This window comes from Thalassospira sp. NFXS8, from assembly GCF_040148805.1.
GTDB lineage: Bacteria > Pseudomonadota > Alphaproteobacteria > Rhodospirillales > Thalassospiraceae > Thalassospira.
Map to the genome: position 1 here is coordinate 1,259,363 of NZ_JAGEMF010000002.1, position 26,057 is coordinate 1,285,419.

The 26,057-nt window shown below is 53.2% G+C and carries 24 protein-coding genes; 14 read left to right on the forward strand and 10 right to left on the reverse strand.

The window, feature by feature from the left end; translation table 11 throughout:
* Positions 1 to 279 precede the first annotated feature (279 nt).
* The gene (locus J4E05_RS14820) at positions 280 to 987 is read left to right on the forward strand and encodes a TIGR00266 family protein (RefSeq protein WP_349596939.1); all 708 of its coding nucleotides are present in this window, start codon (positions 280 to 282) and stop codon (positions 985 to 987) included.
* 177 nt (positions 988 to 1,164) lie between these two features.
* Here the strand turns inward: J4E05_RS14820 and J4E05_RS14825 are convergent, their stop codons facing one another.
* Positions 1,165 to 1,809, reverse strand: coding sequence for a helix-turn-helix transcriptional regulator (locus J4E05_RS14825; RefSeq protein ID WP_349596942.1), 645 nt, complete (start codon positions 1,807 to 1,809; stop codon positions 1,165 to 1,167).
* Between J4E05_RS14825 and J4E05_RS14830 the strand changes: the two genes are divergently transcribed.
* The gene (locus tag J4E05_RS14830; protein WP_349596944.1) at positions 1,800 to 2,342 is read left to right on the forward strand and encodes a VOC family protein; all 543 of its coding nucleotides are present in this window, start codon (positions 1,800 to 1,802) and stop codon (positions 2,340 to 2,342) included. The genes J4E05_RS14825 and J4E05_RS14830 overlap by 10 nt on opposite strands.
* A gap of 172 nt (positions 2,343 to 2,514) precedes the next feature.
* On the opposite strand, the gene J4E05_RS14835 is transcribed toward J4E05_RS14830, so the two are convergent.
* Positions 2,515 to 3,468 carry a LysR substrate-binding domain-containing protein gene (locus J4E05_RS14835; protein WP_349596947.1) on the reverse strand — a complete coding sequence of 318 codons (954 nt, stop codon included), beginning with the start codon at positions 3,466 to 3,468 and terminating at the stop codon, positions 2,515 to 2,517.
* 167 nt (positions 3,469 to 3,635) lie between these two features.
* Between J4E05_RS14835 and betC the strand changes: the two genes are divergently transcribed.
* From betC to J4E05_RS14850, 3 genes are all read left to right on the forward strand, one after another.
* Positions 3,636 to 5,186, forward strand: a complete 1,551-nt coding sequence (betC, locus tag J4E05_RS14840) for a choline-sulfatase (RefSeq protein ID WP_349596949.1) — start codon at positions 3,636 to 3,638, stop codon at positions 5,184 to 5,186.
* A 186-nt stretch (positions 5,187 to 5,372) separates the two neighbouring features.
* Positions 5,373 to 6,776 (forward strand): FAD-binding oxidoreductase, encoded by a 1,404-nt coding sequence (locus tag J4E05_RS14845; RefSeq protein WP_349596952.1) that lies wholly within the window; start codon positions 5,373 to 5,375, stop codon positions 6,774 to 6,776.
* A gap of 191 nt (positions 6,777 to 6,967) precedes the next feature.
* Positions 6,968 to 7,723 carry a hypothetical protein gene (locus J4E05_RS14850; protein WP_349596955.1) on the forward strand — a complete coding sequence of 252 codons (756 nt, stop codon included), beginning with the start codon at positions 6,968 to 6,970 and terminating at the stop codon, positions 7,721 to 7,723.
* A gap of 307 nt (positions 7,724 to 8,030) precedes the next feature.
* Here the strand turns inward: J4E05_RS14850 and J4E05_RS14855 are convergent, their stop codons facing one another.
* The 4 genes from J4E05_RS14855 to J4E05_RS14870 form a co-directional block, all read right to left on the reverse strand.
* Complete coding sequence (locus J4E05_RS14855; RefSeq protein WP_349596958.1) at positions 8,031 to 8,450, reverse strand: carboxymuconolactone decarboxylase family protein; 420 nt, start codon at positions 8,448 to 8,450, stop codon at positions 8,031 to 8,033.
* The gene (locus J4E05_RS14860) at positions 8,359 to 8,814 is read right to left on the reverse strand and encodes a MerR family transcriptional regulator (RefSeq protein WP_349596961.1); all 456 of its coding nucleotides are present in this window, start codon (positions 8,812 to 8,814) and stop codon (positions 8,359 to 8,361) included. The genes J4E05_RS14855 and J4E05_RS14860 overlap by 92 nt, the downstream gene beginning before the upstream one ends.
* Positions 8,815 to 8,902: 88 nt before the next feature.
* On the reverse strand, positions 8,903 to 10,000 hold the full coding sequence (locus tag J4E05_RS14865; protein ID WP_349596964.1) for a lipid A deacylase LpxR family protein: 1,098 nt from the start codon (positions 9,998 to 10,000) through the stop codon (positions 8,903 to 8,905).
* A complete protein-coding gene (locus J4E05_RS14870) occupies positions 9,984 to 10,904 on the reverse strand; it encodes a LysR family transcriptional regulator (RefSeq protein ID WP_349596967.1) in 921 nt (306 codons plus the stop codon). Before J4E05_RS14870 ends, J4E05_RS14865 begins: the two co-directional genes overlap by 17 nt.
* A 208-nt stretch (positions 10,905 to 11,112) precedes the next feature.
* On the opposite strand from J4E05_RS14870, the gene J4E05_RS14875 reads away from it, so the two are divergent.
* The gene (locus J4E05_RS14875; protein ID WP_349596970.1) at positions 11,113 to 12,009 is read left to right on the forward strand and encodes a DMT family transporter; all 897 of its coding nucleotides are present in this window, start codon (positions 11,113 to 11,115) and stop codon (positions 12,007 to 12,009) included.
* Between the two features lie 84 nt (positions 12,010 to 12,093).
* Here the strand turns inward: J4E05_RS14875 and J4E05_RS14880 are convergent, their stop codons facing one another.
* The 3 genes from J4E05_RS14880 to J4E05_RS14890 all read right to left on the reverse strand — a co-directional run bounded on the left by J4E05_RS14880 (position 12,094) and on the right by J4E05_RS14890 (position 14,156).
* Positions 12,094 to 13,002, reverse strand: coding sequence for an agmatinase (locus J4E05_RS14880; RefSeq protein WP_349596973.1), 909 nt, complete (start codon positions 13,000 to 13,002; stop codon positions 12,094 to 12,096).
* Positions 13,003 to 13,037: 35 nt separating this feature from the next.
* Complete coding sequence (locus J4E05_RS14885; RefSeq protein WP_349596976.1) at positions 13,038 to 13,691, reverse strand: HAD-IA family hydrolase; 654 nt, start codon at positions 13,689 to 13,691, stop codon at positions 13,038 to 13,040.
* A gap of 96 nt (positions 13,692 to 13,787) precedes the next feature.
* Positions 13,788 to 14,156: a winged helix-turn-helix transcriptional regulator gene (locus J4E05_RS14890; protein WP_246832822.1), complete on the reverse strand. Its 369-nt coding sequence runs from the start codon at positions 14,154 to 14,156 to the stop codon at positions 13,788 to 13,790.
* Between the two features lie 100 nt (positions 14,157 to 14,256).
* Between J4E05_RS14890 and J4E05_RS14895 the strand changes: the two genes are divergently transcribed.
* On the forward strand, positions 14,257 to 14,988 hold the full coding sequence (locus J4E05_RS14895) for an SDR family NAD(P)-dependent oxidoreductase (RefSeq protein ID WP_349596979.1): 732 nt from the start codon (positions 14,257 to 14,259) through the stop codon (positions 14,986 to 14,988).
* Positions 14,989 to 15,124: 136 nt separating this feature from the next.
* Here J4E05_RS14895 and J4E05_RS14900 read toward each other — a convergent pair whose 3' ends face one another.
* Positions 15,125 to 16,000: a DUF2189 domain-containing protein gene (locus J4E05_RS14900; RefSeq protein ID WP_246832821.1), complete on the reverse strand. Its 876-nt coding sequence runs from the start codon at positions 15,998 to 16,000 to the stop codon at positions 15,125 to 15,127.
* A 389-nt stretch (positions 16,001 to 16,389) separates the two neighbouring features.
* Here J4E05_RS14900 and J4E05_RS14905 point away from each other — a divergent pair, with 389 nt between their 5' ends.
* From J4E05_RS14905 to J4E05_RS14935, 7 genes are all read left to right on the forward strand, one after another.
* Positions 16,390 to 19,953 (forward strand): AsmA family protein, encoded by a 3,564-nt coding sequence (locus J4E05_RS14905; RefSeq protein ID WP_349596981.1) that lies wholly within the window; start codon positions 16,390 to 16,392, stop codon positions 19,951 to 19,953.
* A gap of 177 nt (positions 19,954 to 20,130) precedes the next feature.
* Positions 20,131 to 21,660 (forward strand): inorganic phosphate transporter, encoded by a 1,530-nt coding sequence (locus J4E05_RS14910; protein WP_085587791.1) that lies wholly within the window; start codon positions 20,131 to 20,133, stop codon positions 21,658 to 21,660.
* A gap of 234 nt (positions 21,661 to 21,894) precedes the next feature.
* On the forward strand, positions 21,895 to 22,455 hold the full coding sequence (locus J4E05_RS14915) for a queuosine precursor transporter (protein ID WP_349596984.1): 561 nt from the start codon (positions 21,895 to 21,897) through the stop codon (positions 22,453 to 22,455).
* Between the two features lie 70 nt (positions 22,456 to 22,525).
* On the forward strand, positions 22,526 to 23,584 hold the full coding sequence (gene queA, locus J4E05_RS14920) for a tRNA preQ1(34) S-adenosylmethionine ribosyltransferase-isomerase QueA (RefSeq protein WP_349596987.1): 1,059 nt from the start codon (positions 22,526 to 22,528) through the stop codon (positions 23,582 to 23,584).
* A complete protein-coding gene (gene tgt / locus J4E05_RS14925; protein ID WP_349596990.1) occupies positions 23,581 to 24,723 on the forward strand; it encodes a tRNA guanosine(34) transglycosylase Tgt in 1,143 nt (380 codons plus the stop codon). Before queA ends, tgt begins: the two co-directional genes overlap by 4 nt.
* 18 nt (positions 24,724 to 24,741) lie before the next feature.
* Positions 24,742 to 25,209, forward strand: a complete 468-nt coding sequence (gene queF, locus J4E05_RS14930) for a preQ(1) synthase (protein WP_085587785.1) — start codon at positions 24,742 to 24,744, stop codon at positions 25,207 to 25,209.
* Positions 25,210 to 25,455: 246 nt separating this feature from the next.
* Positions 25,456 to 25,983, forward strand: a complete 528-nt coding sequence (locus J4E05_RS14935; protein ID WP_085587783.1) for an RNA polymerase sigma factor — start codon at positions 25,456 to 25,458, stop codon at positions 25,981 to 25,983.
* Positions 25,984 to 26,057 lie beyond the last annotated feature (74 nt).

A 26,057-nucleotide genomic window follows, 5' to 3' on the forward strand; every position in this document is an offset into this window, starting at 1 on the left:
CAAAATTTGCCAGCCCCTGATCGACCATCCCCGCCCCATTTTTCGCCCTGTATGTTTGGGTAGGGTATAATGCAAGTTTTGCGTGAATTGTCAAAGGGGTGTGAGGAGACGGACGGGGAAACGTCACAATATTGCCCTGCTTTGAGGGCGAATTTTGATTATAGTGGTTTTCCGTGGCTTGCCCGCTGCTTAAGGGGCCTGTTGATTGGTTTTGATCATCAGGCGTTGGTATGGTGTGCGGGCAAACTGGCCTGGCCAAGGAAACACAAAGGAAAACCCGTGGCAGATATTATCGATTACAAAATCATTGGCAGCGAGATGCAACTGGTCGAGATCGAACTTGACCCCGGCGAAGGTGTGCGCGCCGAAGCCGGAGCCATGATGTATATGGGCGCTGGTATTTCCATGCAGACCAATACCGGTGGCGGCCTGTTTTCAGGGTTTAAACGGATGCTGACCGGGGAAAGTTTTTTCATTACCAGCTTTGTATATGAAGGAGCAGGCAAGGGGCATGTGGCCTTTGCCGCCCCTTATCCCGGCAAGGTGATTGACATTAATCTGCGTGATTTTGGCGGGCAGGTTTTATGCCAGAAGGACGGCTTTTTATGTGCCGCAGCCGGGATTGACATTGATGTTGCCTTTTCCAAACGCCTGGGGGCCGGGTTGTTTGGTGGTGAAGGTTTTATTCTGCAACGTTTAACGGGCGATGGCATGGTGTTTGTTCATGCCGGTGGCACGATTGTGCGCAAGGATTTACACCCCGGACAGAAAATGCGGGTGGATACCGGGTCGCTGGTTGCCCTGACCGACAATGTTGATTATTCCATCGATTTTGTTGGCGGTTTTCGCAATGCCCTGTTTGGGGGCGAAGGGCTGTTTGTAACGACCCTGGAAGGACCGGGAACAGTGTGGTTGCAAAGCCTGCCATTTTCGCGCCTGGCCGACCGTATTTCCGCAGCCTTGCCCAAGGATCGCAACAAGGGCTGAGAAAACGCCCGCTTCGGTTGGAGCCGGTGTGGCGACACGCCGAAATGCCGGGCAGCGGTTTTATACATGCGGTGGTTTACGAAAATGCGCAGCTATTGTGAAGGGGCAACAGCCCGGTGCCCGTTTATGCTGGCGGCTGGCGGCTGGCGGCTGGCGGCTGGCGGCTGGCGCGGCAGGTTATTGGGGGCTTTCCGCGAGTATTTTCAGATATGTGTTAAGCATTGTGACCCTGCGGGGGCGAAAGCTGATGTCGGTGCTTTCGACAGATTTTATTCGGTCAGCCCTGAACATGCGGAAATTTTCGCGTTTGCAGCACCAGGCTAAAATAGTAAGGGTATGTTCCGTATACATCAGCGACAGGGGATAGACGATACGCGAACTTAAATCGCCGTTACCGTCAGCATATTCCAACCTCAACGCCTGTTCGATCCAGCAGGCGTGTCTTATGGCCTTTATATCGAGTTCCAAGGTGATGCGTGCCTGAGGGCGGTAGATTTTTGAAATGGCGTGAAACAGTTGCTGTTCGCGTTCTCCCGGTAGCGTTGCGGCTATTTTGGCCAGGACAGATGCAGCCGCATCAGCCAGCGTCTTGTCGCCAATACACTTAATTTCACCCAATCCCAGTGCCAATGCTTCGATTTCGATGCGATTAAGGGTTTGAGGCGGCAGCGCGTAATCTTCTGTCAACTGATAGCCATAGCCGCGTTCACCTTCAATCCGTGCACCGGCCGCGCGCAGGCTGTCAATGTCTCTATAGATCGTGCGCAAGGATACCGACATTTCTGTGGCCAGGCGATTTGCCGTAACGGGGGATGGAAGCACGCGCAACACCTGCATTAGCTGCAAAAGTCGATTTGATTTGGCCATTTACTACTGCCGGAATTTGTCAGTTGCCGCCTGTTATACTCTTTGGACTTTATCATGAAAAGGATAAGCCAATGAGTATAACAACAACACCTCATTTAAATTTTCGCGGACAGGCGAAGGAAGCACTGACTTTTTATCAGTCCGTTTTCGGCGGCGAAATTACCATTGTTACTTATAAAGATGCGCATGCTGTTCAAATTGAACAGGAAGCCGATCAGGTGATGTGGGGGCAGGTCATAAGCAGGGATGGCTTTCACATCATGGCATATGACGTTCCTTCCAGTCTTGCCTATAACGAAGGAATTATTCCTGTTTTCGTCTCGGTGAGCGGCAGTGATGCGGCGGAACTAAAGGATTACTGGGCGGGTCTTTCCGAAGGGGCAGAGATCGTTCATCCTCTGTCCCCTTCCGGCTGGTCGCCATTATATGGAATGATCCGCGACCGGTTTGGCATAACCTGGGTATTGGATATTAAGGCTTCTGATTAAGGAAGTCCGGTTTTAATTTGACATTACTTTAACCGCTCAATGCGAGACGCATAATGCAGGCATTGGGCGGTTTTAGTGTTAAAAAGACGTCTTTTGGATTTGTTAATTGGCGCCTGTTTTTCTCAATAAAAATGGCAGTTGCAAGTAACCGGTGATGGCTGGTGGTTTCTGTTTATGCGACATCAGGATTATCGGGTGCGCTATCTTCTGGCGCGGTACCAAAGGGCTTCATATTGTCATAGGCGATAATTTCCCGTGCCCAGTTGGCAAAGGCAGTGACCTGGCTTTGCCGCCGGGGGGCTGAACGCGATGTTAAAACATAACCGCGTTCCGATGACAGGGTAATGGGGCAGGCCGGTACCAGTTGTCCGCTTTGCAAATGTTGCTGTAACAATGCTGTCCAGCCCAGGGCAACGCCCTGACCGGAAAGGGCTGCAGATAAAACCAGCAAATAGGTGTTAAACCGGTGGCCGCTTAGAGGTGTTGCTGGCGTGTGCCCGGCAGCGTGAAGCCAGCTTTCCCAGTTAAACCAGCGATTTTTAATTTCACTGTCGAGATGCAGCAACGGCATTTTGCATAAAGCATCGGGCGTTTGGGCAAAGCCATACCGGGCCAGAAAAGCGGGGCTGCAGACCGGAGCCACCTGTTCGGCCAGCAATAAAATACCGCCAGGCCCGCAATGCCCGAAGGACAGCTCGATATCGATATTTTCATCCATGCCAAACCGCCCGGTCTGATTGGTGACAACATTAACTTCGATATCAGGGAAACGGGTGGTGAAATCGGCCAGATGCGGCATCAGAATAAAGGATGCAAAGGCAAAGTCGGTGCCAACACTGATGCGTGATCCGCGCCGGGTGCGGATATTTTCGACTGTCTGGTCAATATGGCCCAGCGCGGCACTTACACTGTCATAAAGTTCCTGTCCGGCACCGGTCAGGGCCACCCCCCGATGCAAGCGGCGAAAAAGCGGCTGGTTTAGCTGTTCTTCCAGCACGGTTACCTGATGGCTGACGGCAGGTTGGCCAATGCCCAGTTCCTGTGCCGCACGGGTAAAACTGCCGCAGCGCGCCGCAGCTTCAAAGGCAATCAGGGCATGAGGGGACGGGATGTTTCCATATCGCATGCCATCAATATTATTGATGGCAGGGATGAATACAAGCCGTCTTCACAAGAATAATTCAAATGTGAAACAAACCAGCATAATTGATCCGCACATCAGCAAGGCCGGACGAATGCAGGGCATGTCGTGATGCGGTTTTTTAAACATATAATCAGGGGGTTCATAAAAAGATGACATCGAAGCCGATGAATATTCTGTTTGTCATGGCCGATCAGCTGGCCGCGCGCTGCATGCCGCTTTACGGGCATAAAGTGGTGAAAACGCCGAACCTTGATGCCCTGGCTGAAAATGCGGTGGTATTTGATTCGGCCTATACCAACAGCCCGCTTTGTGCGCCATCACGTTTTTGCCTGATGACCGGCCAGTTACCAGGCCGGATCGAAGCCTATGACAATGCATCGGATCTGGCGTCTGATATTCCGACCCTGGCCCATTATGTTCGCCATGCCGGGTATCGCACCGCATTGGCGGGCAAAATGCATTTTTGCGGGGCGGATCAGCTGCATGGTTATGAAGACCGTTTAACAGCCGATATTTACCCTGCCGACTATGGCTGGTATTGCGACTGGGACAATTTTGAAGACCGCCCGACCTGGTATCACAATATGGGGTCGGTGACGCAGGCTGGCCCGGTTTATCGATCCAACCAGCTGGATTTTGACGATGAAACCGTGTTTGAGGCCCGTCGTTATTTGTATGATGTGGCGCGCGATCAACGCCGTGATGACCGGCCGTTCTTTTTGACAGTTTCTTTCACCCATCCGCATGATCCCTATAACGCCCGGCCTGAATTCTGGAACATGTATGACGGGGTCAAAATTGACCCGCCTCATGTCAACATGAAGCCCGAAGACCTTGACCCGCATTCACAACGCCTGCGCCATGTTTATAATCTGGACCAGGAACCGGTAACCGACGAGGACGTGTTAAAGGCGCGCCGGGCCTATTATGCGTCGATCAGCTATGTTGATTGCCTGGTCGGGTCGTTGATGCGTACCTTGCGCGAAACCGGCATGGCCGACAATACGCTGGTAATATTTAGCGGCGATCACGGCGATATGCTGGGCGAACGCGGCATGTGGTATAAAATGTCGTGGTATGAACCCTCGGCCCGGGTGCCATTGTTTTTTGCCTTTCCGGGGGCCAGAGGGCAAAAACGGGTTTCGGAATCCGTATCATTGATCGATATTTTGCCAACCCTGCGTGATCTGGTGGGGGATGATAAAGTTCCCGCCCCGGCAGAACCTATTGATGGCCGCAGCCTGATGCCGCACATCAAGGGCGATGGCGGCCATGATGAAGTGATTGGTGAATATTGCGGCGAAGGGGCATTGTCGCCCATTATCATGATCCGGCGGGGGGCGTATAAATATATCGCATCGCAAACCGACCCGGATATGCTGTTTGATCTGATCAATGACCCCGACGAAGTTTGCGACCTTATTGATGACCCCAAACACAGCGAAATCCGCGACGCCTTTCGCGCCGAACTGGCCGAAAACTGGGACATGGATACGTTCCGTAAAAAAGTGATCAACAGCCAGAAACGCCGCAAGCTGGTGTATGAAGCCCTGACGCGGGGGCGCATTACGTCCTGGGATCACCAGCCGACCCGCGATACATCAAATATGTATATGCGCAATCACAAAGACCTTGATGATGTCGAGATCGACGCCCGTTTGAATGTTCCGGGGTTTTATGATGTGAAGACGGGTAAGTAACGGTCTTTGGTCTTTCGGCTTGCGGGCTGTTTGACTGCGATGGTGCCAGATAAACCGTCCACGTTTGCGTGGGCGGTTTTTTACGTTAAACAGCTAAAAGGTAATACCAATTTTGATCGTCCCGGCGTAGGGTACGCAAAATACCAGGTGGGATTCCTGCCTTAATACAGATTTACGAGGAACGTCATGTCGGATCATCATTATGAACGGGTCGCAGTACCGGCCAGCCTGATTGAAACCCTGCGCGAGAAATTTGGTGATCGCGTTTCCACGGCACAGGCCGTTCTTGATCATCATGGCAAGGATGAGGGCTGGCACGATGCATCGCCGCCCGATGCAGTGGTTTTTGCCACCTCGACCGAAGAAGTTGCCGAAACGGTCAGGCTATGTGCGGCACATGATGTGCCGATCATTCCCTTTGGCACCGGGTCTTCATTAGAAGGGCATGTTGCCGCGTTAAAAGGCGGTATTTGCATTGATGTTTCCAAAATGGACCAGATTTTGGAAATCCATAACGAAGACCTTGATTGCCGGGTGCAGGCGGGTGTAACGCGCGAACAGCTTAACGAACATTTGCGCGATACCGGCCTGTTTTTCCCGATTGATCCGGGGGCAAATGCCTCGATCGGGGGCATGACGGCCACCCGTGCCTCGGGCACCAATGCGGTGCGTTATGGCACCATGCGCGACAATGTTTTGTCACTAACGGTGGTAACGCCCGATGGCAAAATTATTAAAACCGCGCATCGGGCACGCAAATCCTCGGCGGGCTATGATCTGACCCGGTTGTTTGTTGGCTCCGAAGGGACACTTGGTGTTATCACGGAAATTGGTCTGAAACTGTATGGTATCCCCGAAGCCATTTCAGCCGCAGTTTGTGCCTTTCCCTCGGTCGAAGCGGCGGTAAACACCACGATCATGACCATTCAGGCCGGTATTCCGGTGGCACGGATTGAACTGCTGGACGCGTTGCAAATTCGTGCGGTTAATGCCTATTCCAAAATGACCTATGAAGAAAAACCAACCCTGTTTTTTGAATTTCACGGCACCGAAGCCGGGGTTAAGGAACAGGCGGAATTTGTGCAATCGGTGGCCGAGGAATTTGGCGGCGAGGGCTTCCAGTGGGCAACCCGTGCTGAAGATCGCACCAAATTGTGGGCCGCCCGGCACAAAGCCTATTATGCCGCCTTGCAGCTTGAGCCGGGCAAACGCGGCATGTCGACAGACGTTTGCGTGCCGATTTCACGTTTGGCCGAAGCCATCATGGAAACCCGCGAGGATTGCGATGCCTCGATCCTGACCTGCACCATGGTCGGCCATGTGGGCGATGGCAATTTCCATACCCTGATTTTGCTGGACCCGGACAAACCCGAGGAAGTCGCCGAAGCCCACCGTTTGCATGAACGCATGGTGATGCGCTCGCTCCGTCTTGGTGGCACCTGTACGGGCGAACATGGCATTGGCTATGGCAAGCTGGACTTTATGGAGGTCGAACATGGCCCCGATACCATTGCCGTAATGCGGGCGATTAAAAACGCCATCGACCCCAAAGGGTTGATGAACCCGGGTAAACTTATTCCGGGAAACTAATTTAAAATTCTTTTGATGCAAAACGCCGCCGGTTCCTGCCTGGCGGCGTTTTTTTTGCGGGATTGAATTGGTTTTTATTTTGGTACGGCTTGATGTGTATTTGCAAATTTATCTTTTTTGTGTTGATTTGATTTATATATTGAGAGGTTAATTTTTTTGGAATGTTTTTGTGTCGCCGTAAGGATGTTGAAATGACTAAAAACAAAGAATTAAAAGAAGGTTATGTTGAGATTCTCAACGAGATAGACGATTCTTGGATTAACCCTCATCACTTGAACAGTTTGGTAAAACAAGGGCTATCTGGTATTTTTTTAACTTCTGTTCGTCCTGAATATCAACAGGCAAAGAACAAAATCATGATTGTAGGTCGAGAGCCTAAATCTTGGAATGTTATTGGTAAAGATGGTAGTTTTTTTGGAAGACAAAGCTATGTAGATTCAGCTTTAGATAAACACGATGCTTTTTTTCGTTCTCAATTTAAAAGGAAGAACTCTAAGGGGAGGTCTTTTCACAACTTTACTCGAAGTGTGGCAAAGAAGTCAGGAGAAGAAGGGTTGATATATTCCAATTTATTCTGTCTTTCATTTAAAAAATCCATACCTCAAAAATCTCCCGTTTTTGACGGCATTGTGTGTTTGTCTGAGAAGTTGTTGAAGATGCAAATTAAAATACTTCGTCCTGACGTTATTGTGTTTGCCAATGGGCTTAGCGGTGCGTCAGTCGCAACTCGCCGAAAGTTTTTCCCTATTGATGGCGAAAATAATGTGTGCATCAATAGAAAAAATTACTGTGATGCTGGTTTGTCAAATGAGCAGTTGTGGAGTTTTGACTTGAGATTTGAGGATCAGTTAATAAAATCCTATAGAACTTACCATCCGAGTTCAAGGCGGGCGGACGCTGCAATTGCACGTGATTTTTTGATCGATTTATTGCCTGGAAATGATTGATTGATATTTATATGATCATTCTGCGTTGATGAAGAGTTAGTAGCGATACTTGCAAAGATTGCGATGCGTCGACCCTTACATGTACCATCGGGCTATGGCAAACGGAGGCCGAACACGGCCCCGATACCATCGCCATGATGCGGGCTAATAAAGCATGTTTCCTTTAATATGACCCATTTTGTTCGAATTTGGCTTGCCGTTCGGCAAGGCACAGCGCGCTGAGCGATGCAGCGCATCGGTCGAGCGGTGTAACGCCGCCGGAACCTTATGTCCGGCGGCGTTTGTATGTGGGGTGTATTGGGGTGGGTTAAGCTGCCTGGGTTTGCTCTGCAAACACATCCTGTGCGGCAAAAAGCCCATTCAAGGCGGCAGGGAAGCCGGCATAAACCGCCATCTGCATTAGGATTTCGACGATTTCGTCGCGGGTAAGCCCTACATTGAGGCCCGCTGCGATATGGACCTTTAATTGCGCAGTCGCGGTGCCCATGGCGGTTAAGGCGGCAATGGTGGCGATTTCACGATCCCGCACGGACAGGCCGGGCCGGGTATAAATATCGCCAAAGGGAAATTCAATCAGATAACGGGCGAAATCGGGGGCGATGTCGGCCAGGGCATCGACAACTTTTTGTCCGCCTTCACCGTCGATTTGTGCCAGGGCGAGTTGGCCGCGTTGGAACCGGGTTTCGGTAGTCGGGCTTGTCTGTGCCGGGTTGGGCTGATGTGTCATTATCTTGCGTCCTTTGCAGGGTCGCGGCATAGCCCGCGATTTTGGTGTCAAGGACGAGAAGGTTTGCCTGAAGATTTTCGATCGTGGCCTGCACGTGCGTCCGGTGGGCGACGAGAAGATCATGCCGGGCTTTTTCGGTGGCAGGACCATTGTTACGCATATTGGCATAGGCCAGCATGGTACGAATGGGCATGCCAGTGTTTTTCAACCGCCCTAAAAACTCAATCCAGATCAGGATTGTTTCATCATAATCACGTTGGCCCGATGCATCGCGATCCGCGAATGGCAGCAGCCCGATACGTTCGTAATAACGAAGCGTATGGGCCGATAAACCACTGCTTTTTGCCAGTTGACCAATCTTCATGGCGTTTCCTTCCCGCGTTTACGCAAAGGACGCTAGGGGTTAGAGCGTGCTTTAAGTCAAGCCGTTTTTTATACGGTTCTGTACAAGGCTAGAATCGCATGGAGACTGAAAGGGCGCCAAACTGGTCGGTGCCGTTCTGGCCGTAAAATTCCTTGGTTCGGTACACATGGGTATAGGTAATGCGGGCCTGGCCAACAATAACGGCAAAACCAACCTGCAAATCACCAACCAGCGGTTTTTTATCGACCGAATTACTATCGGCGAATGTGTTGCCATCCAGTGTGATGTCACGTGCCACAGCCCGGCCAACAACCCCGGCAAATAAATAACCGCTTAGCGGGAAGCCGTCGGTATCGGGTTTGAAAAAGTCCGATCCGGGCAGGCTGGGGCGAATGCGCGGGGGGCCGTAATCGGCGGGTAAGTCAAAGCCGACCCGGGCCATTGCCCCAATTTCGGCATTGGTAAAGCCATTGCCGAGGGTGAAGCCGGTGCTTGGGGTTAAATCGGCTTCAACACCCAGAAGTTCCTGTTTGGCCCAGCCGCGATATTTGCGTTCGTAAGACAGGCCAATGATCGGTTCGTTCTTGATCTGGTTGTCCCAGCCTTTGGGTTCGGGGCTGTCGATCAGTTTATGAACAAATTTCTGGCTTTGTTCGGTCAGCGACGCCGGGCCAACAACACCCAATGTCAGTTCCAGGGTATCAATCCGGGCGTAATCCTCGTGCCCTTCATAGCCAAGGCCGGTATCGGACAGCAAGCCCAGGCTGCCATAGAGATACCCGGCCCACGGGCGGTCGTTGGGCTGGTTTTCGGCAATGGTGATGTCGCTGGGGGTATACATGCTTTGCCCTAGCGCATAGCTGGTGCGGATGCGCCCGTTCGAAGCAAAAAACGGAATTTCCTTGGCGACATTTAAAAAGTCGGCAGGGGCGCTGTCTTCGGGCGATATAAAGGCCAGCCTTACACCATTGGTAAAATGCCGGTCCTGATTGTTTTCAACAAACAGGTCGTTTTCTACCGATAATGATATGCCCCATTTATCGTCCGGGGTGCGCTGGGACTGGGGGCCTTTGGCGGTGTTTTCCTGTGCCAGCGCCGGAACGGCGGTAACACAGGTGGCGATGGCTGTGGCACAAAACAGAGCCGCCAGCGGCGATCGGGCACGCAGGTTAGTCATTTGGGGCATAATCGCGGTTTTCCATACGAAGTTCTTTTGCCAGAAAATCGGTAACAGTGCGAATTTTACGAAGTTTGTGCCGATGCGGCGCACTTAACGCAAAAAGATTAAGGTTGCGCGGCAGATATTCCGCCAGCACACAGGAAAGATCCCCCCGCGCGATAAGGTCTTCCACAACCAGACGCGGTGTCAAGGTAATGCCGCAACCTTCTTTTAGCACATCGCGCATTGCAAGGCTGCTATTGACGCGGTAACGACCGCCAACCTCGATAGCCATTTCCTTGCCATTGGCGGGATTGGTAAAATGCCACAGGCCGGTACGCTGCGCACTGCTAAATAAAATGCAGTCGTGGCCTAACAGGTCATGGGGGTGGGTAATGGGGTTGTTTTTTGCCAGATATGCCGGGCTTGCGACCAAAACACGTGAATAACTGCCAATGCGCCGTGCGATCAGGGATGAATCGGCCAGTGTTTCGCTAACGCGTAAGGCGATGTCAAAACCCTCATCGATAATATCGGTAAGACGGTCATCCAGCATCAGGTCAACCGACAGGTCCGGGTGGGTGTTAAGCAGGCGGGCAATGGCCGGAGCCAGTTTGATCACCCCGAATGATGTGGGGGCGGCAATGCGCACACAGCCGCGCGGGCCATGGCCCAGATCGCGTACGGTTTCGTTGGCATCATCCATGTCATCCAGGATAAGGGAAATACGCGACAGGTATGTTTCGCCCGCTTCGGTCAGGCTCAGGCGTCGGGTGGTACGCGCAATAAGCTGAATGCCCAGCATGTCTTCCAGTGCATTGATCTGTTTGGTAATGGCGCCGGGCGACATGTTTAAATCGCGTGCAGCAGCAGCAAAGCTGCCGCGTTCGGCAATTTTGCGAAAACATTCCAGTCCGCGTAATCTGTCCATTTTGTCCCTAAAGTCCCCGTTATTATTTCCATAATGGAAATAAATTGGGGCAAAAACACGGCACGATCATTAAAAAACGCTGTGGTAACCTGCCTGTTATCAAAAGGATTACCAAAGGCTTTGGTTCCCGAAAAACACTGCGATCGCGTGAAAAAATAAAGTGGCGTGTCGCGTGTCTGGGGCAGGGGCCGAAATGAAAGAGTGGATAATGAAAGCACTATTGTTGCTGTTAGGGGCAGGGATGCTGGGCGGGGCATCCATTCTTCTTGCCAAGCTGGCAGTTGGGGCGGGTATTTCGCCCCTGTCCTATTTATTCTGGCAGTGTCTTGGTGCGGGGGGCGTGCTGCTGGTTATTTCGACCTTGCGCCGGGATATGCCGTCATTTGCGCCGCGTTATTTGCGCTATTATTTTATTGCCGGGCTGGTCAGTCTGGCTCTGCCAATGGGGGTGGGGTATTTTATGGTGCCGCATTTGGGCGCGGCACTGGCAGGGGTTTTTACCGCAATGCCGCCATTGATAACGTATCTGTTATCCATGTGTATCGGGCTGGAGCGTGCCCGCCTTGGCCGGATGGTGGGCCTCATGGCGGGGTTTGCGGGCGTATTGGTTTTATATGTGCCACAATTATCGGCCCCCGATAGCACTTTGCTGGTTTATTTGCTGATTGCAGCGATCATTCCTCTTAGCCTGGCAATGGGCAATGTTTATCGCACGGCTGATTGGCCGGTTGGGGCCAACCCGGTGCCGCTGGCGGCAGGTATGATGCTGGCAAGTGCGCTATATTGCCTTGGGTTTGAAACCCTGCGCGCCACCCTGATGGTTCCATCGATTGATCAGAGCTATCTTTGGGGGATTATCATGGTTCAAATTGTTGTCGCTGCCCTGATGTATATGTGCCATTTCGAACTGCAACGTGTTGCAGGCCCGGTTTATCTTAGCCAGATTGGGTATGTGATGGCATTGACGACCCTGATCGGTGGTGTCGCCCTGTTTAACGAAGAATTACGCCCTGAATTGTTGATTACGCTGGGCTGTGTGGTGTTAGGGACGTTTCTTGTGCGTCCCGGCGGCAAAAAGGCCACATCGCACGCGGTGGATGTGTGAAAATCCTGTAATGTTGTTGGCAATATCTGCCGCCGCGTGCGAGCTGTATTTTCTGATGGCCGGGCAGGCAAAAGGCACAGGCACCTAGCGTTGCCGCACGATCGTGCCAATTGCATTAACCAGCAGGCGTGCAGCAACCAGGGCTGACATGCCATCAATATCGGCGGGTGGATAAAGTTCTACCAGGTCGAACCCCGCAATGCGCGCGCGGGTACCCGCACCAGCGATCAGATCAATAACCTGTGTATAACCAAGGCCGCCTGGCGTGCGGGCCGCCACCCCGGGCATGATGGCAGGGTCAAGCCCGTCACAATCGAGGGTGATTACCACTTGCGCACCCTGGGGGATGTGGCGCAGGGCGGCTTCCACGCCATGTGCGTGTATGTCGCGTGCGGTGACAAAATGGCTGCCGTAATTTCGGGCGGCGTCAATTTCGGTTTGACGTGCGCTGCCAACACTGCGAAGGCCAACCTGCACCATGCCCGCGACATGTTGCATTTCACTGGCCCGGCGCATGGGACTTGAATAACCGTGTCGTTCGCCGTGTAATTCGTCGCGCCAGTCAATATGGGCGTCGATTTGCAAAATCCAGATCGGTCCGTGGTCGGCAAAACCGTTGAAAAAAGGTATGGGCAGGGAATCGTCCCCTCCCATTAAAATTGGCACGGCAGACATTGCCAGTATTTCGCGGGTTTTTGCTTCCACCAGGCGGCAGTTATTTGCATTTTCGTGCATTATGGTCGGAATGTTACCTGCATCAATGCAGCTTACCGGTTTGCCGTCAAACAGGGGCCCGCCGAGGTCAAAATCCCAATGGTCAATCAGGGGGGCGTCGCCCTGGCTGGCTGCGCGGATGGCATCGGCCGCCATGGCATAACCGCTGCTATCCTTGCCCGGATAGGTGCTGCCGTGCCCTGCGCCAAAAATCACGGCGCGCGGGTTGATTCCACCGGCAAGGTGCCCCGGAAGACCCAGAAATGAAGCTGAGGACATTGTTATTTCCCTGTGTCAGTTTTTTGGCTGCGCGGTTACGCAATCACCTTAAGCGTTAAGGTCCCGTCAGGGGCGATATCGCAGGCAAGGTTTTGATAATCAATAATGGTTTCACCCGCCTTGTCATCAGGGCTGTCATGGGTTGCTGTGACAATCATGACGTCGGCACCCGCGGCTTTGCCAGCAGCGATACCTGCCGGGGCATCTTCCCACACCAGGCAGTTCGAAATTTCAACGTTCAGTTTTTCGGCAGCGGCGATAAAACAGTCCGGTGCCGGTTTTCCTGCATTTACATCTTCAGCGGTGATCAAAATATCGGGCATGGGCAGACCCGCCGCCGTAATGCGTTGCAAGGCAAGACGGCGCGGCGATGACGTGACAATTGCCCAGCGATCCCGGGGCAGGGCTGTTAAAAACCTGGCCGCACCGGCAATGGGTTTTACTTTATCAACGGCATTAAATTCGGCATCGGTCAGCAAGGCAACCTCGTGGTCGATGTCAATGCCTGCCGGGCCAAACCGGGCAATGGTTTCAGCCGCGCGCACGCCATGCATGGCTTTTGTTACTTCGGCAGCATCAAGGCCATGGCGAACGGCCCATTGGCTCCAGGCGTCAATGGCAACCTCGATACTGTTGATAATTGTACCGTCCATATCGAACAGGAAGGCTGAAAATCGACGCCCGGTCATAGAATTACCTTTTAAAAGCTGGTTGAGTATCAGGGGGGTGGCAGATTGAATTTATGATCGGAATTTCACTCTGTCAGTGTTTGGGGCACGGCACAATTATTGTGTTCTTTTATCATAGCCTGCTTGTGCCTGTTCAAGTTCACTGCCATGGGTTAAGGCCCAGTCATAAAGGGCCTCGAACGGTTTTTTCAACGACAGACCAAGCGGGGTGATCGAATATTCGACACCAACGGGTGTTGTCGGCAGAACTTCGCGTTTCACAAGTCCGTTGCGTTCCAGCCGTTTCAGGGCCTCGGCCAGGGCCTTGTGCGTAATGCCGTCAAGACGGCGCATGAGCTGGTTAAAACGGGCCGGGCGCGGGCATAAAACCGTTAAAATCAGCACAGACCATTTATTGGCGATTTGTTCCAGTATCGGGCGGGTTTGATAGACGTTAATCAAGGGGGCGTCGATATCATCGGGCACGGCGATATACTCCTATATATCTACGCTATATTAAGTGCATTATTGACCTTAGATATACATTATATATCGTGGCGTCAATCATCACTAAAGGAGTTTTCCGATGGAAAGATTGACCCAGAAAACAGCCCTGATCATTGGAGGAGCCAGTGGGATTGGCCTTAAAATAGCCGAACGTTTTGCGAGCGAGGGCGCGCGCGTTATTATAACCGGTCGTCGGCAGGATGCGCTTGATGCTGCTATTCTCGGGATAGGTCATAATGCTGTTGGCATTGTTGCCGATGCTGCTAACCAGGATGAAATTGCTCAACAGATTTCTGTTATTGGTAAACAATATGGAAAACTGGATGTTTTGGTAATCAACGCCGGAACATCGGCATATTCAGAACTTGAAACTGTTACGCCGGAGCATTTCGACCAGATTTTTGGCTTGAACGTGAGGTCGCCGGTATTTGCCGCGCAGGCGGCAGTGTGGTTCATGCCACCGGGCAGTTCGATTGTCCTGATCGGTTCCATTGCCGGGATGATTGGCACGGTAGGATATGGCACTTATGGGGCCAGCAAGGCGGCCATTCGTGCATTTGCACGCAGTTGGGCAAACGAACTGGCCCCAAAGGGCATTCGGGTGAATGTTGTCAGCCCCGGGCCGATTGATACGGCCATGTTTGATGCGGTATCGGATGATGTGCGAAAAACCCTGACCGATTTGATCCCTGCCGGCCGTCTTGGTCGCCCCGAAGAGGTCGCCAGTGCGGCGCTGTTTTTGGCAAGCGACGAGGCCGGTTTTATTGTCGGGGCGGAATTATGTGTGGATGGTGGCATGGCGCAGGTTTAACGCACCCGTAATTTGTCAAAAAACGCGTGCGCCGGCCATGTGAACTTTTCCCGTTATAACGGGGCGTTTTTGGTGTCGGCCAGGGTTTTTAACACGGGAAGGCCCTTTGTTACCGGGCTTCCCGTGTTTTTATATTTTATGGCACAACCCGGCGCAAACGCGGGGCATCGGCGTTTGTGGTGTCGATTAAACCGCGATAGGCGTGCCAGCTGGCATGGCCCAAAAGCGGCATGACAACGGCCAGGCCCAGCAAGAACACCACCATGCCACAGGCAGCCAGCACGGCAAGGGCCGCTGCCCAGCCGGTTAAAACGCGCCAGTTGGCACGAAAGGCGCGAAGGCTAAGGGTAAGGGCCGTAATGACATCGATATCGCGATCCACCAGAAGCGGTATCGTGACCAGCGAGATGGCAAACACCGTAATGGCAAAAACGCCACCAAGGATGGACCCGGTAATCAGAAACACCATTGCATCGCGGGTAAAAAATGTTTGCCAGATCAGGGTATCAAGCGGGGGAACATTGCCGTTGTAAAACAGGGCAAACAGAAACATTGCCACCTGAAACCAGACCAGAAAGAACAGCATTAAAATTATGCCGATGGCACCTAACTGGCCGGGATTGCGGCGAAAGCCGTTCAGGCTGTGCCACAGGGTAACGTTTTCGCCCATTTCAAGGCGGCGGCTGGTTTCATACAGGCCCACCGCCAAAAGCGGTGCAATCAGCATAAAGCCGGCCCCCAAAGGCAAGGTCAGATAGGGCAGGCCCGACTGAAACAGACTAAGTAAAATGATATAACCTGCTAAAACACAGAATGCACCATAGGCAAGCCCAATGGCAGGTGTGCGTTTGAAATCGCGCCAGCCTGCTTCCAGCCATTTGCCAGACTGGTCGCTGGTAACGGCACGAATGGCAATGCCGTGCCGGGTGAAGCCCGCCGGTGCGGTTGCATCCCCGTTGCTGTGCGACGCCGTTGGGGTCGTTACATGCGAGGCTGTGGTATCCGTCATCATATATCCTCCCTGCGCTGAAGCGATGATCGTTTCAGCAGATACAACCCTCTTTGTCCTGCCAGATCATCGCGGGTGATGATCCGGGTGGGTATTTTGTTTTTTATTTGAGGTTTATATTAGCACCTATTAATTGTTTTTCCAGCATAGCGTTATGAACCAGTGATCGTAATCGCTGTGCATCACGAATGTTTGAGGGTTAAAACTGCACTGAGCCGGAACAAATGCGGTGCTGCCCTTGTTTCAGGGGGGCTTGAAAGGGTAACAACCAAAAGATTGCCATTTTCTGCTGCAATGCAAATCAGGGCCTGTATGATAATGGTTTCTATGGGGAAAATTTTGTTGGGGCCGACCCGGCAGATCGCGCGCAAAAAGAAAGCGGAGCTGAAGCGTTGAAAAAGATACTCGCTGTAATTGGCGCCCTTGTGGTGGTGGTCATTGTTGCCTTGCTGGTTATTCCGTCGCTGATTGACTGGAACAGCTATAAATCCGAGGTCACAACGGCCGTAAACGAAGCCACAGGACGCAATCTTGAATTGCGCGGCGATTTGTCCTTGTCATTATTGCCGTTTCCCGCACTTTCGGTTGAAGATGCCGTGCTGGGCAATGTCGATGGTGCCACCGATAAAAACATGGTGACCGTCAAGGAAGTTGAAGTTTCAGTTGCGCTGATGCCGCTTCTGACCGGCAATATTCGGGTCACACAGGTGCGCCTGATTGACCCGGTCGTGTCGATTGAAACCTTTGCCGATGGCACCAGCAACCTGGTGTTTGACCCCAAAAATGCCGAAGGGCACGGCCCGGAAGCAGGTACAATCAATTCCCCTAAAGACCAGAACGCCCCGACGGGTGGTGATGCCGGAAGCGACACGGCACCGGCAAAGAATACGGGTGAAAGCTCGCTTGCCAGTTCGGTTCGCGTCGATAGCCTGTCGATCGAAAATGCCACCATTATTTACCGTGCCCCGGGCACAGAAGAAAAAATTGAAGGCCTGACCCTAAGTGTTGAAGCCGACAGCCTGAACGGCCCGGCAACCGGTGAAGGCTATGTTTTTTATCGGGGCATCCCGATGACCTTCAAGCTGAACCTGGGCGAAATCAGCCAGAACAAACCGTTCCCGGTTTCGGTTCGTTTGGGTATTGATGAAGTTGACGGCGGCATTGATGTTGGCGGGCAGGTTGACCTTTCGGGCGATGCCCCGGATTTTAACGGTGAAATTAACGGCAAGTTTGACGATTTGCGCAAGGCAGCCCAGCGCATTGCCGGTGATGATGCCGATATTCCCGATATTGCCGCCAAGGAATTTGACCTGTCGGGCAAACTGGCCGCCAACGCCAAGGCGGTAACGGTGAATGACCTTGCGGTTCGCTTTGGCGAAACCCGGGGTTCCGGCGCGCTTTCAGTGGCGACCGATCCCAAAATGAAGGCCGATTTGGCCCTGCGTTTTAACCAGCTTGACCTTGATGCGATCATTGCGCTGGCCAATGCATCTGGCGGGCATAAGGACGCATCCGCCGATAGCGCATCCACCCCCGAAAAAGCAGCGGCGGATGTGCCTGATGCGACTAAACCCAACGGGCAGTCCATCCCTGCGCAGGGGCGTAAAAACGGCGTTGCCGATGCGGGCACGGCACCGCTTATTCCCGCAGATCTGACCGGATCGATTGATCTGGAAGTGGAAAGTCTGATTTATAATCAGACCCCCATTCACAATGCGCGGATCAATGCGGGCATTGCGAACAGTAAAATTACCCTGAACGAAGTATCGGCGGGCTTGCCCGGCGGAACGGATTTGCAGGTATTTGGCTCTATTTCCGGGGCGAAACCGCAAGTCAGTGCTGATTTGCGTTATGAAATTGCCTCGGAAAATATCCGGGCGGTGATGCGCTGGCTGGGTGTGGATGTGGATGGTGTTCGCGCCGACCGCTTGCGTCGCTTCTCGTTGACCGGCGGGTTAAAAGGCACACCGGACCAGATTAATATCAATAATGTCGATATGCGTCTGGACGATACCGCAGTTCGCGGGGCGATTGTTGCCAATCTTGACAGTGAAGGTCTGCCCGCCCTTGGTATCGGGCTTAAGCTTGATAAAATCAATCTTGATCAATATATGGGCGCGTCCTCGGCGGCGAAACCCGCCACGGGTGATGCGGCTGCCAATGGCACAACGGCCAGCCCCGACGAGGCGGCAAGTGAAGGGGCACAAAAAGGTGCAAAGCAGGATCTGGTTAAAACCATCCACGATGCATTGGCACCCTTAAACGGCCTTGCCGCCAATTACCGGATTGGTGCGGATGAAGTCATATCATCGGGTGTCGCCATTCGGGGTATTGCATTGGAAGGTAGCCTTAACGGCCCTGACATCACCCTTAAAAATCTTTCCGTGGCCGATGCGGCAGGGATGTCGCTTCAGGGGAGTGGCGGCTTTCTGGGGCAAAAGGATGTACCGGAATTTAAAAACCTGAAACTGGGTGTGACCGCTAAAAACCTGGAACCGTTTGTTAAATTAACCGGCATCACCTTGCCCGCCCCGGCGGCAAATTATAAGTCGATGAAGGTTGATGTCGCCCTTAACGGTGCCATTACCGGGCCAAACCTGGATGCCAGCCTGTCAAATTCGACCATGCAGGTGGCCCTGAAAGGCCAGTTACAAGACCTGTTAGGGGATGCGCCTGGCCTTAAAGGCAATATTACCGCACAGGCAGGCAGCCTTAACCGGGCCTTGCCGCTGGTGGCCCCTACATATGAGCCGTCGGGTGATCTGGGCCGTTTGGCGTTGCAAGGCACAGTCGATGGGAATGCCAAAAACGTTGCCGTTAATATTGCCAAACTGGCCATTGGGGCATTTGAAACCAGTGGCACAGTTAAAATGGATGCAACGGGCGAGCGGACCAAACTTGATGTCAGTCTGAAGGGCGGCACGTTAAAGGTTGATCCGTTTTTACCGGCATCGAAACGGGCGGCACTTGATGTGCCGCGTACCGGGATGCGCCGGGCGGCATTGCCCGCATTTGACAATGAATTGTTAACCCGTGTTGATGCCCGCGATGGCACCCCATGGGATGATAACGTGATCGACGTTTCAGCCTTGCGTCTGATTGACGGTACCATTGCCATTGCGCTGAACCAGCTGGACTACGATCATTTCTCGCTGGTGAACCCGGACCTGTCGGTAAAGATGGATCAGGGACTGGTGACGATCGACAAGCTGACCGGCAAACTTGGTGATGGTCCGCTGGATGTTTCGGGGACGTTTGATGCCCGCAAGGACACCCCCAAGCTGGATTTGACCGGGACGCTGGATAACGCAAATGTTGCCAGGGTTTTCCCGATCCGGGTTGCCAATGATGATGTGACAGGTACGGCAGGGGCCAAATTTACGGTAACGGCAACCGGCAATACCTCGCGTGCGCTGGTTAAGGCATTAAACGGCACAGCGAATTTCATGCTTAAAGACATTCGCTTTAGCAATGCGGGCAAACGATCAACCGATCCCAAGCTGGACCTGCGTGCCTTGCTGCGTCAGGGGCCGGCAGCCATGGTGGTGGAAGGCGTTGGTAATAACGACCTGTTGCGGACGCTGGATGCCGATTTGCAAATTACCAACGGTATTGCCAAAACCACCCGTGTCGATGCGACATCACGTGTGGGCACCGCCGATGCCAACGCGACGCTTGATTTGCCAAAATGGATTATGGATACCGAGGCTGATTTTGATTTTTCCGAAAAAATCAACGATCTGCCGCCATTCAGTGTTTATGCCAAAGGTAAAATCGACGATCCCGCAATTAGTGGCCGTATGGACAAGGTGGCGGTTAAAACCCTGGAAAACCTGCTGGGCAAGGCATTGGGCAACAAAAAGTCCGATAGCGGCGAAAGCCAGTCTGACGGGGACAAGGCCAAGGATGCCGCCAAAGGTGTTCTCAAGGGATTATTGAACCAGTTTGGCCGCTAAATTTTCGGGCCGAAAATGATTGAAACAGCAAAAACAGCTCCGGTTTCGGGGCTGTTTTTGTATTTGGGGCGGGCTTGCAATGCCGGCATGTTCATAAATCTGCAAAAAAACCTTAACAAATGGTGATTGCTTCGACATGATCCGCCCGTCGATTCCCCTGCAAAGGTTATGGTTGCTATGGTCGCGAAAAAGACGGCGCTCGATAAAGACCTGAAATGGCAGCGGCGAATGGACGCCGGTGTTGGTGAAACAGCCTCGCTCAGTGCAAAACTGGGTTTATCGCTTGTTTTTCTGCTGGCGTGCAGCGCATTTGTTGCCTTTCACATGGGCGGGCTGCCGCGAAGTGGCTTCCTGATTGCTGCCGCTGTTATTGGCGGTTACATGGCGCTTAACATTGGTGCCAACGATGTTGCCAACAATGTTGGTCCTGCTGTCGGTTCGCGTGCGCTTACCATGCTGGGGGCGTTGCTGGTGGCAGCGGTGTTCGAGGCGGCCGGGGCGATTCTGGCCGGCGGTGATGTGGTCAGTACCATTAAAAACGGTATTATCGACCCTGCCCAAATGCCCGATGCCCAAACCTTTATCTGGGTGATGATGGCAGCCCTGCTGGCAGCGGCCCTGTGGCTTAATCTTGCGACATATCTTGGCGCACCTGTTTCCACCACCCATTCCATTGTCGGCGGGGTGATGGGGGCCGGTATGGCCGCTGTGGGCACCCACGCGGTGAACTGGTCCAATATGGGGGCCATCGCGGCAAGCTGGGTAATTTCGCCGGTACTGGGCGGGGTGATTGCCGCCGGGTTTTTGGCCTTTATCAAATTCAAGGTTTTATATGTGCCTGACCGGGTAACGGCGGCGCGTAAATGGGTGCCGCTTCTGGTGAGTATCATGGTGTCTGCTTTCACCATGTATCTGATGATGAAGGGCATTAAAAAGATCTGGAAGGCCGATACATTCACCATCATTTTAATTGGTGTTGCTGCTTTTGCCCTGACCTTGTGGCCGGTGCGCAAGGCGGTCTTTCGCGCCTCGGCCGATATGACCGGACGGCGCAAGGAAATCGCTTCGCTGTTTCGTATTCCCCTTATTGTGTCGGCGGCCTTGTTGTCTTTTGCCCATGGCTCAAACGATGTTGCCAATGCGATTGGGCCGCTTGCGGCAATCGTATCCGGTGTTGATCAGGGCCAAATTGTGACCTCGGCACCCATTCCGATCTGGGTGATGGTGATCGGGGCGCTGGGTATTTCGGCGGGGTTGATTTTGTTCGGACCAAAACTGATCAAAACCGTTGGCAGCAAAATTACCAAGCTGGACCCGATCCGCGCCTATACGGTGGCCCTGTCGGCGGCATTAACCGTTATTGTCGCATCGGCCTTTGGCCTGCCGGTCAGTTCAACCCACATTGCGGTCGGTGCGGTGTTTGGTGTCGGCTTCCTGCGGGAAACCCTAAGCCATCGTCGCCGGTTGCAGGATGCGCCAATGCTGATTGGTGAGGGCAGCGGCCTTAGCGCGCAAAAGCAGGATATCGAAGCCCTGCGCCAGATGGACCCGGCCCTGGCCGACCGGGCCGAACGCAAATTGCACAAACGCCTTTTGGTGCGCCGCCGTTATGCCCTGACCATTGCCACAGCATGGATTGTAACGGTGCCTGCAGGGGCATTTTTGGGTGCCCTTCTATTCTTTACCATCCGTGGCATGATGCTGTGATGATGGCACAGGTTCGCAGCGTTTCTCCATAATCCCCGGAGCAATGCGCGATCTGCGGCAATGGCCGGAATGCCCTTTGGGTGTTTCGGCCATTGTTTTTTGTGCTTGACCGGTAAAGGTGCGGCGCGTAAACAACGCGCACTATTTTTGCGACCCATTTTGCGCATCGTCGTTCCGGATACCGGCACCGCGAGATTTGCTATGCGCGGGTTTTACCAACAAGGTTCTAGAAACATGAAAGCCATCATTGCAGGCATTCTGGCAATGGCCGCCACGGTTGTCGCCTCAAACATTCTGGTCGAATATCCGTTGCCTGGTGTTCTGGCCGACTGGCTGACGTTTGGGGCCTTTACCTATCCGGTCGCGTTTCTGGTAACCGATCTTACCAACCGCGCACGCGGGGCCGGTGCCGCACGGTTTGTGGTGCTGTCGGGCTTTGCCATTGCCGTTGTGCTGTCGCTGATGTTTGCCGATACCCGCATTGCCATTGCCTCGGGCACGGCGTTTCTGGTGGCGCAATTAATGGACGTTACCGTGTTTAACCGTCTGCGCCAGGCAAGCTGGTGGAAGGCGCCGCTGGTTTCCTCGACCATTGGGTCGATGCTTGATACCGTATTGTTTTTCTCCATCGCCTTTGCGGGCACCGGCCTTCCGTGGCATACATGGGCACTGGGCGATTTTTCGGCCAAAATGATTATGGCGATGACGTGTCTGGCCCCGTTCCGCATATTGATGACAGTTATTCGTCCGGCAACCCGAAATGATGCAACTGCCGCACAATCGGCAAGCGCCTGATCTGTTTTCGATGTGATCCCAAGTACGCCTTGCTATTGCGGTGTTCTGACGCTGCCAAAATGGAAAAAAAATGAAAGTCGATCTGTTCGATTTTGACCTGCCCCGTGACTGTATTGCCGAACATCCGGCTGACCCGCGCGATTCTGCCCGGATGCTGGATTTAACAGCCGGTGCGATGAATGACCGTATCGTGCGTGAATTGCCCGATATTTTGCGCCCCGGCGATTTGCTGATTTCCAATGATACCCGCGTGATCCCGGCGCGCCTGTTCGGCAAGCGCGGGGAGGCCAAAATTGAAGTCACCCTGCACAAGCAGGAAGGGCTGGCGCAATGGCGCGCCTTTGCCAAACCGGCCAAAAAGCTGCGCATTGGCGAGATTTTCAAGGTGAATGACAGCTTTGAAGCCGAGGTGATGGACAAAAAGGACGGCGGCGAAGTTTTGCTGCGGTTTAACGTTGCCGGGGCTGATTTGATCGCCGCCCTTGAAAAATATGGTGTGATGCCGCTGCCACCCTATATCCGGCGTGAAGCCGGGGGCGATGATCAGGACCGCCACGATTATCAAACTATTTTCGCCCGGCATGACGGTGCGGTGGCGGCCCCGACAGCGGGCCTGCATTTCACCCCGGAGCTTTTGGCAAATCTGGATGCGCGCGGTATTGCGCGCCGCACCATCACCTTGCATGTCGGGGCAGGCACATTTTTACCGGTAAAGGTGGATGATACCGAAGACCATAAAATGCACGCCGAATGGGGCAGTATTTCGCCCGAAATTGCCGCGTTGGTGAATGAAACCCGGGCCAAGGGCGGGCGTATTGTAGCGGTGGGGACAACCTCGCTGCGCCTGTTGGAAAGTGCGGCCAATGAAGACGGCATTGTTGAACCGTTTGAAAATGAAACCAGCATTTTCATCACGCCGGGTTATAAATTTCGCGGTGTTGATTTGTTGCTGACCAATTTCCATTTGCCGCGATCAACGTTGTTTATGCTGGTATCGGCCTTTGCCGGGTTTGACCGCATGAAGGCGGCATATGAACATGCCATTGCGCAAAAATACCGTTTTTATTCCTATGGCGATTGTTCGCTTCTGGAATGCGCCAACAAAGTTGAAGCACTGAAAAAGTCATGACCGAATTTCGTTACGAACTGCTGGCAAAAGATGGCAAGGCGCGGCGCGGCCGCATTCATACCGCGCATGGCGTGATTGAAACGCCGGCCTTTATGCCCGTTGGTACGGCTGCCACCGTGAAGGGCATGATGCCCGAAAGTGTTGCCGCCACCGGCGCACAGATTTTGCTGGGCAATACCTATCATTTGATGTTGCGCCCGGGGGCCGAACGCATTGCACGGCTGGGTGGTTTGCACAAATTCATGAACTGGGACAAACCGATCCTGACCGATAGTGGCGGGTATCAGGTGATGTCGCTGGCAGGTTTGCGCAAAATCACCGAAGAAGGTGTGACGTTCAAAAGCCATATTGACGGGCGTAAATTCTCGCTATCCCCGGAACGCTCGATGGAAATTCAGCATTTGCTGGGGTCCACCATCACAATGGCGTTTGACGAATGCACGCCTTTCCCCGCGACCGAGGATGTTGCCGCCGAAAGCATGCGCATGTCGATGCGCTGGGCCAAACGGTCGCGCGATGCCTTTGTCGAGCGTGAAGGCTATGCCCTTTATGGCATTCAGCAAGGCAGTGTGTTTGAAAACCTGCGCCGGGAAAGCTCGGAAAAGCTGGCGGAGCTGGACCTGCCGGGCCATTCGGTGGGCGGGCTTGCCGTGGGCGAAGGCCAGCAGGTGATGTTTGATACGCTGGATTTTTGCGTGGATATGCTGCCGGCCAACAAGCCGCGTTATCTGATGGGCGTTGGCAAACCGTCTGATCTGGTGGGCGCTGTGATGCGCGGGATTGACCAGTTCGATTGTGTGTTACCCACCCGTTCGGGCCGCAACGCTCAGGCCTTTACCCGCCGGGGCACGGTGAACCTTAAAAATGGCCGTCACCGTGATGATGACCGCCCGCTTGATGATCAATGTTCGTGCCCGGCCTGTTCGCAATATTCACGCGCCTATTTGCATCACCTGATCAAGGCGAACGAAATTTTGGGGGCGATGCTGCTGACCTGGCATAATTTGCAATATTATCAGGATTTGATGAAGGGCATGCGTGATGCCATTGCCGAAGGCCAAATGGAAGCCTTTGCAAAGCAATTTTATGCCGATCAGGAAGGCGGGGATATTGATCCTGTGCCAATGATCGAGGATTAAGGCCAAGGGATAGATACCATGTCAGACCAAAGCATTTATCAAAACCTGACCATGCTGGGTGGTGATACCAAACAGCCCGCCAGCCCCGAAGAAGCCGTGCTGGAAAAGGTGAAAAACCCGCAGGAAGGTACGGATTATTGCGTGCGGTTTGTCGCCCCGGAATTTACATCTTTGTGCCCGATCACCGGCCAGCCCGATTTTGCCCATATCGTAATTGATTACATCCCCGATGGCTGGCTGGTTGAAAGCAAGTCGTTAAAGCTGTTTTTAACCTCGTTTCGCAATCACGGTGCCTTTCACGAAGATTGCACGGTGAGCATTGGCAAGCGTATTGCCGAAACGCTGAACCCCAAATGGTTGCGGATTGGTGGTTATTGGTATCCGCGTGGCGGGATACCGATTGATGTGTTTTATCAGACCGGCCCGGCACCTGAAGGCGTTTGGATCCCTGATCAGGGGGTTGCGCCGTATCGCGGGCGTGGCTGAAAAACCATTATCGCTGTGTGAGCGGGTGTGACCGGTTGTTGAAAAATGTATCAGAATGATATGTTTTTGAACGGCATATAGGCAGGGCATCTTTGGGGTGCCCTGTTTTTTATTGACCGCTTGGTAATATTGATAATTATTCTCATTGCGAGAGTGGGGCGTTCTTGTTATGCAAGGGGTGTTGTGCGCTGTCGGAAGGAACGGCAGGTTTGTACAGCAGATGTTTGCGCAAGATGGGCCACATAGATGCGTCGCGATACAGCGTCGATTTTAATCAGCAGTTTTCAGGAAAATTACGACCATCTGGTGCGGTTTTTAACCCGTCGTATGGGCGGGGATTCCCAACGGGCTGCCGATATTGCCCAGGATACCTATTTGCGCCTGGCATCATCGCCGCCGGGCGATGTGCCAATTGATAACCCGCGTGCCTATATTTACCGGGTTGCCGGTAACCTGGCGATTGACTGGTTGCGCCGTGAAAAGCGCCACAATGCCAATGCCGCCGATACCGCAGGTGCCGCCGCACTGGTGGCCGACCCAAAACCATCGCCCGAGGCCACGGCGATGGGCCGTGAACAACTGGCTTTGCTAGATTGTGCATTGGACCGATTGCCGGAGAACCCGCGCCGTGCCCTGTTGATGTTTCGGGTTGATGGCTTGCCCCATGCCGAAATCGCGCGGAAATTGGGGGTTTCGGAAAGCATGGTTGCTAAATATATTGCCCGTGCCTTGCAACAATGCCGCGATGAACTTTGGCGGGCGGACCAAAAATAATGACATTTGAATTGCCGGTTTGGCGGTGCCTGAACGTCTATAAATCAGGGGGACAATTTTCCCTTTGCCAGGTG

Bases quoted from the DNA above. Each gene is read 5' to 3' on its own strand.
- J4E05_RS14830 (WP_349596944.1), top strand. From the start codon at position 1,800: ATGGAAGCACGCGCAACACCTGCATTAGCTGCAAAAGTCGATTTGATT.
- J4E05_RS14835 (WP_349596947.1), bottom strand. From the start codon at position 3,468: ATGCGATATGGAAACATCCCGTCCCCTCATGCCCTGATTGCCTTTGAA.
- betC (WP_349596949.1), top strand. From the start codon at position 3,636: ATGACATCGAAGCCGATGAATATTCTGTTTGTCATGGCCGATCAGCTG.
- J4E05_RS14845 (WP_349596952.1), top strand. From the start codon at position 5,373: ATGTCGGATCATCATTATGAACGGGTCGCAGTACCGGCCAGCCTGATT.
- J4E05_RS14850 (WP_349596955.1), top strand. From the start codon at position 6,968: ATGACTAAAAACAAAGAATTAAAAGAAGGTTATGTTGAGATTCTCAAC.
- J4E05_RS14855 (WP_349596958.1), bottom strand. From the start codon at position 8,450: ATGACACATCAGCCCAACCCGGCACAGACAAGCCCGACTACCGAAACC.
- J4E05_RS14860 (WP_349596961.1), bottom strand. From the start codon at position 8,814: ATGAAGATTGGTCAACTGGCAAAAAGCAGTGGTTTATCGGCCCATACG.
- J4E05_RS14865 (WP_349596964.1), bottom strand. From the start codon at position 10,000: ATGCCCCAAATGACTAACCTGCGTGCCCGATCGCCGCTGGCGGCTCTG.
- J4E05_RS14870 (WP_349596967.1), bottom strand. From the start codon at position 10,904: ATGGACAGATTACGCGGACTGGAATGTTTTCGCAAAATTGCCGAACGC.
- J4E05_RS14875 (WP_349596970.1), top strand. From the start codon at position 11,113: ATGAAAGCACTATTGTTGCTGTTAGGGGCAGGGATGCTGGGCGGGGCA.
- J4E05_RS14880 (WP_349596973.1), bottom strand. From the start codon at position 13,002: ATGTCCTCAGCTTCATTTCTGGGTCTTCCGGGGCACCTTGCCGGTGGA.
- J4E05_RS14885 (WP_349596976.1), bottom strand. From the start codon at position 13,691: ATGACCGGGCGTCGATTTTCAGCCTTCCTGTTCGATATGGACGGTACA.
- J4E05_RS14895 (WP_349596979.1), top strand. From the start codon at position 14,257: ATGGAAAGATTGACCCAGAAAACAGCCCTGATCATTGGAGGAGCCAGT.
- J4E05_RS14900 (WP_246832821.1), bottom strand. From the start codon at position 16,000: ATGATGACGGATACCACAGCCTCGCATGTAACGACCCCAACGGCGTCG.
- J4E05_RS14910 (WP_085587791.1), top strand. From the start codon at position 20,131: ATGGTCGCGAAAAAGACGGCGCTCGATAAAGACCTGAAATGGCAGCGG.
- J4E05_RS14915 (WP_349596984.1), top strand. From the start codon at position 21,895: ATGAAAGCCATCATTGCAGGCATTCTGGCAATGGCCGCCACGGTTGTC.
- queA (WP_349596987.1), top strand. From the start codon at position 22,526: ATGAAAGTCGATCTGTTCGATTTTGACCTGCCCCGTGACTGTATTGCC.
- tgt (WP_349596990.1), top strand. From the start codon at position 23,581: ATGACCGAATTTCGTTACGAACTGCTGGCAAAAGATGGCAAGGCGCGG.
- queF (WP_085587785.1), top strand. From the start codon at position 24,742: ATGTCAGACCAAAGCATTTATCAAAACCTGACCATGCTGGGTGGTGAT.
- J4E05_RS14935 (WP_085587783.1), top strand. From the start codon at position 25,456: ATGCGTCGCGATACAGCGTCGATTTTAATCAGCAGTTTTCAGGAAAAT.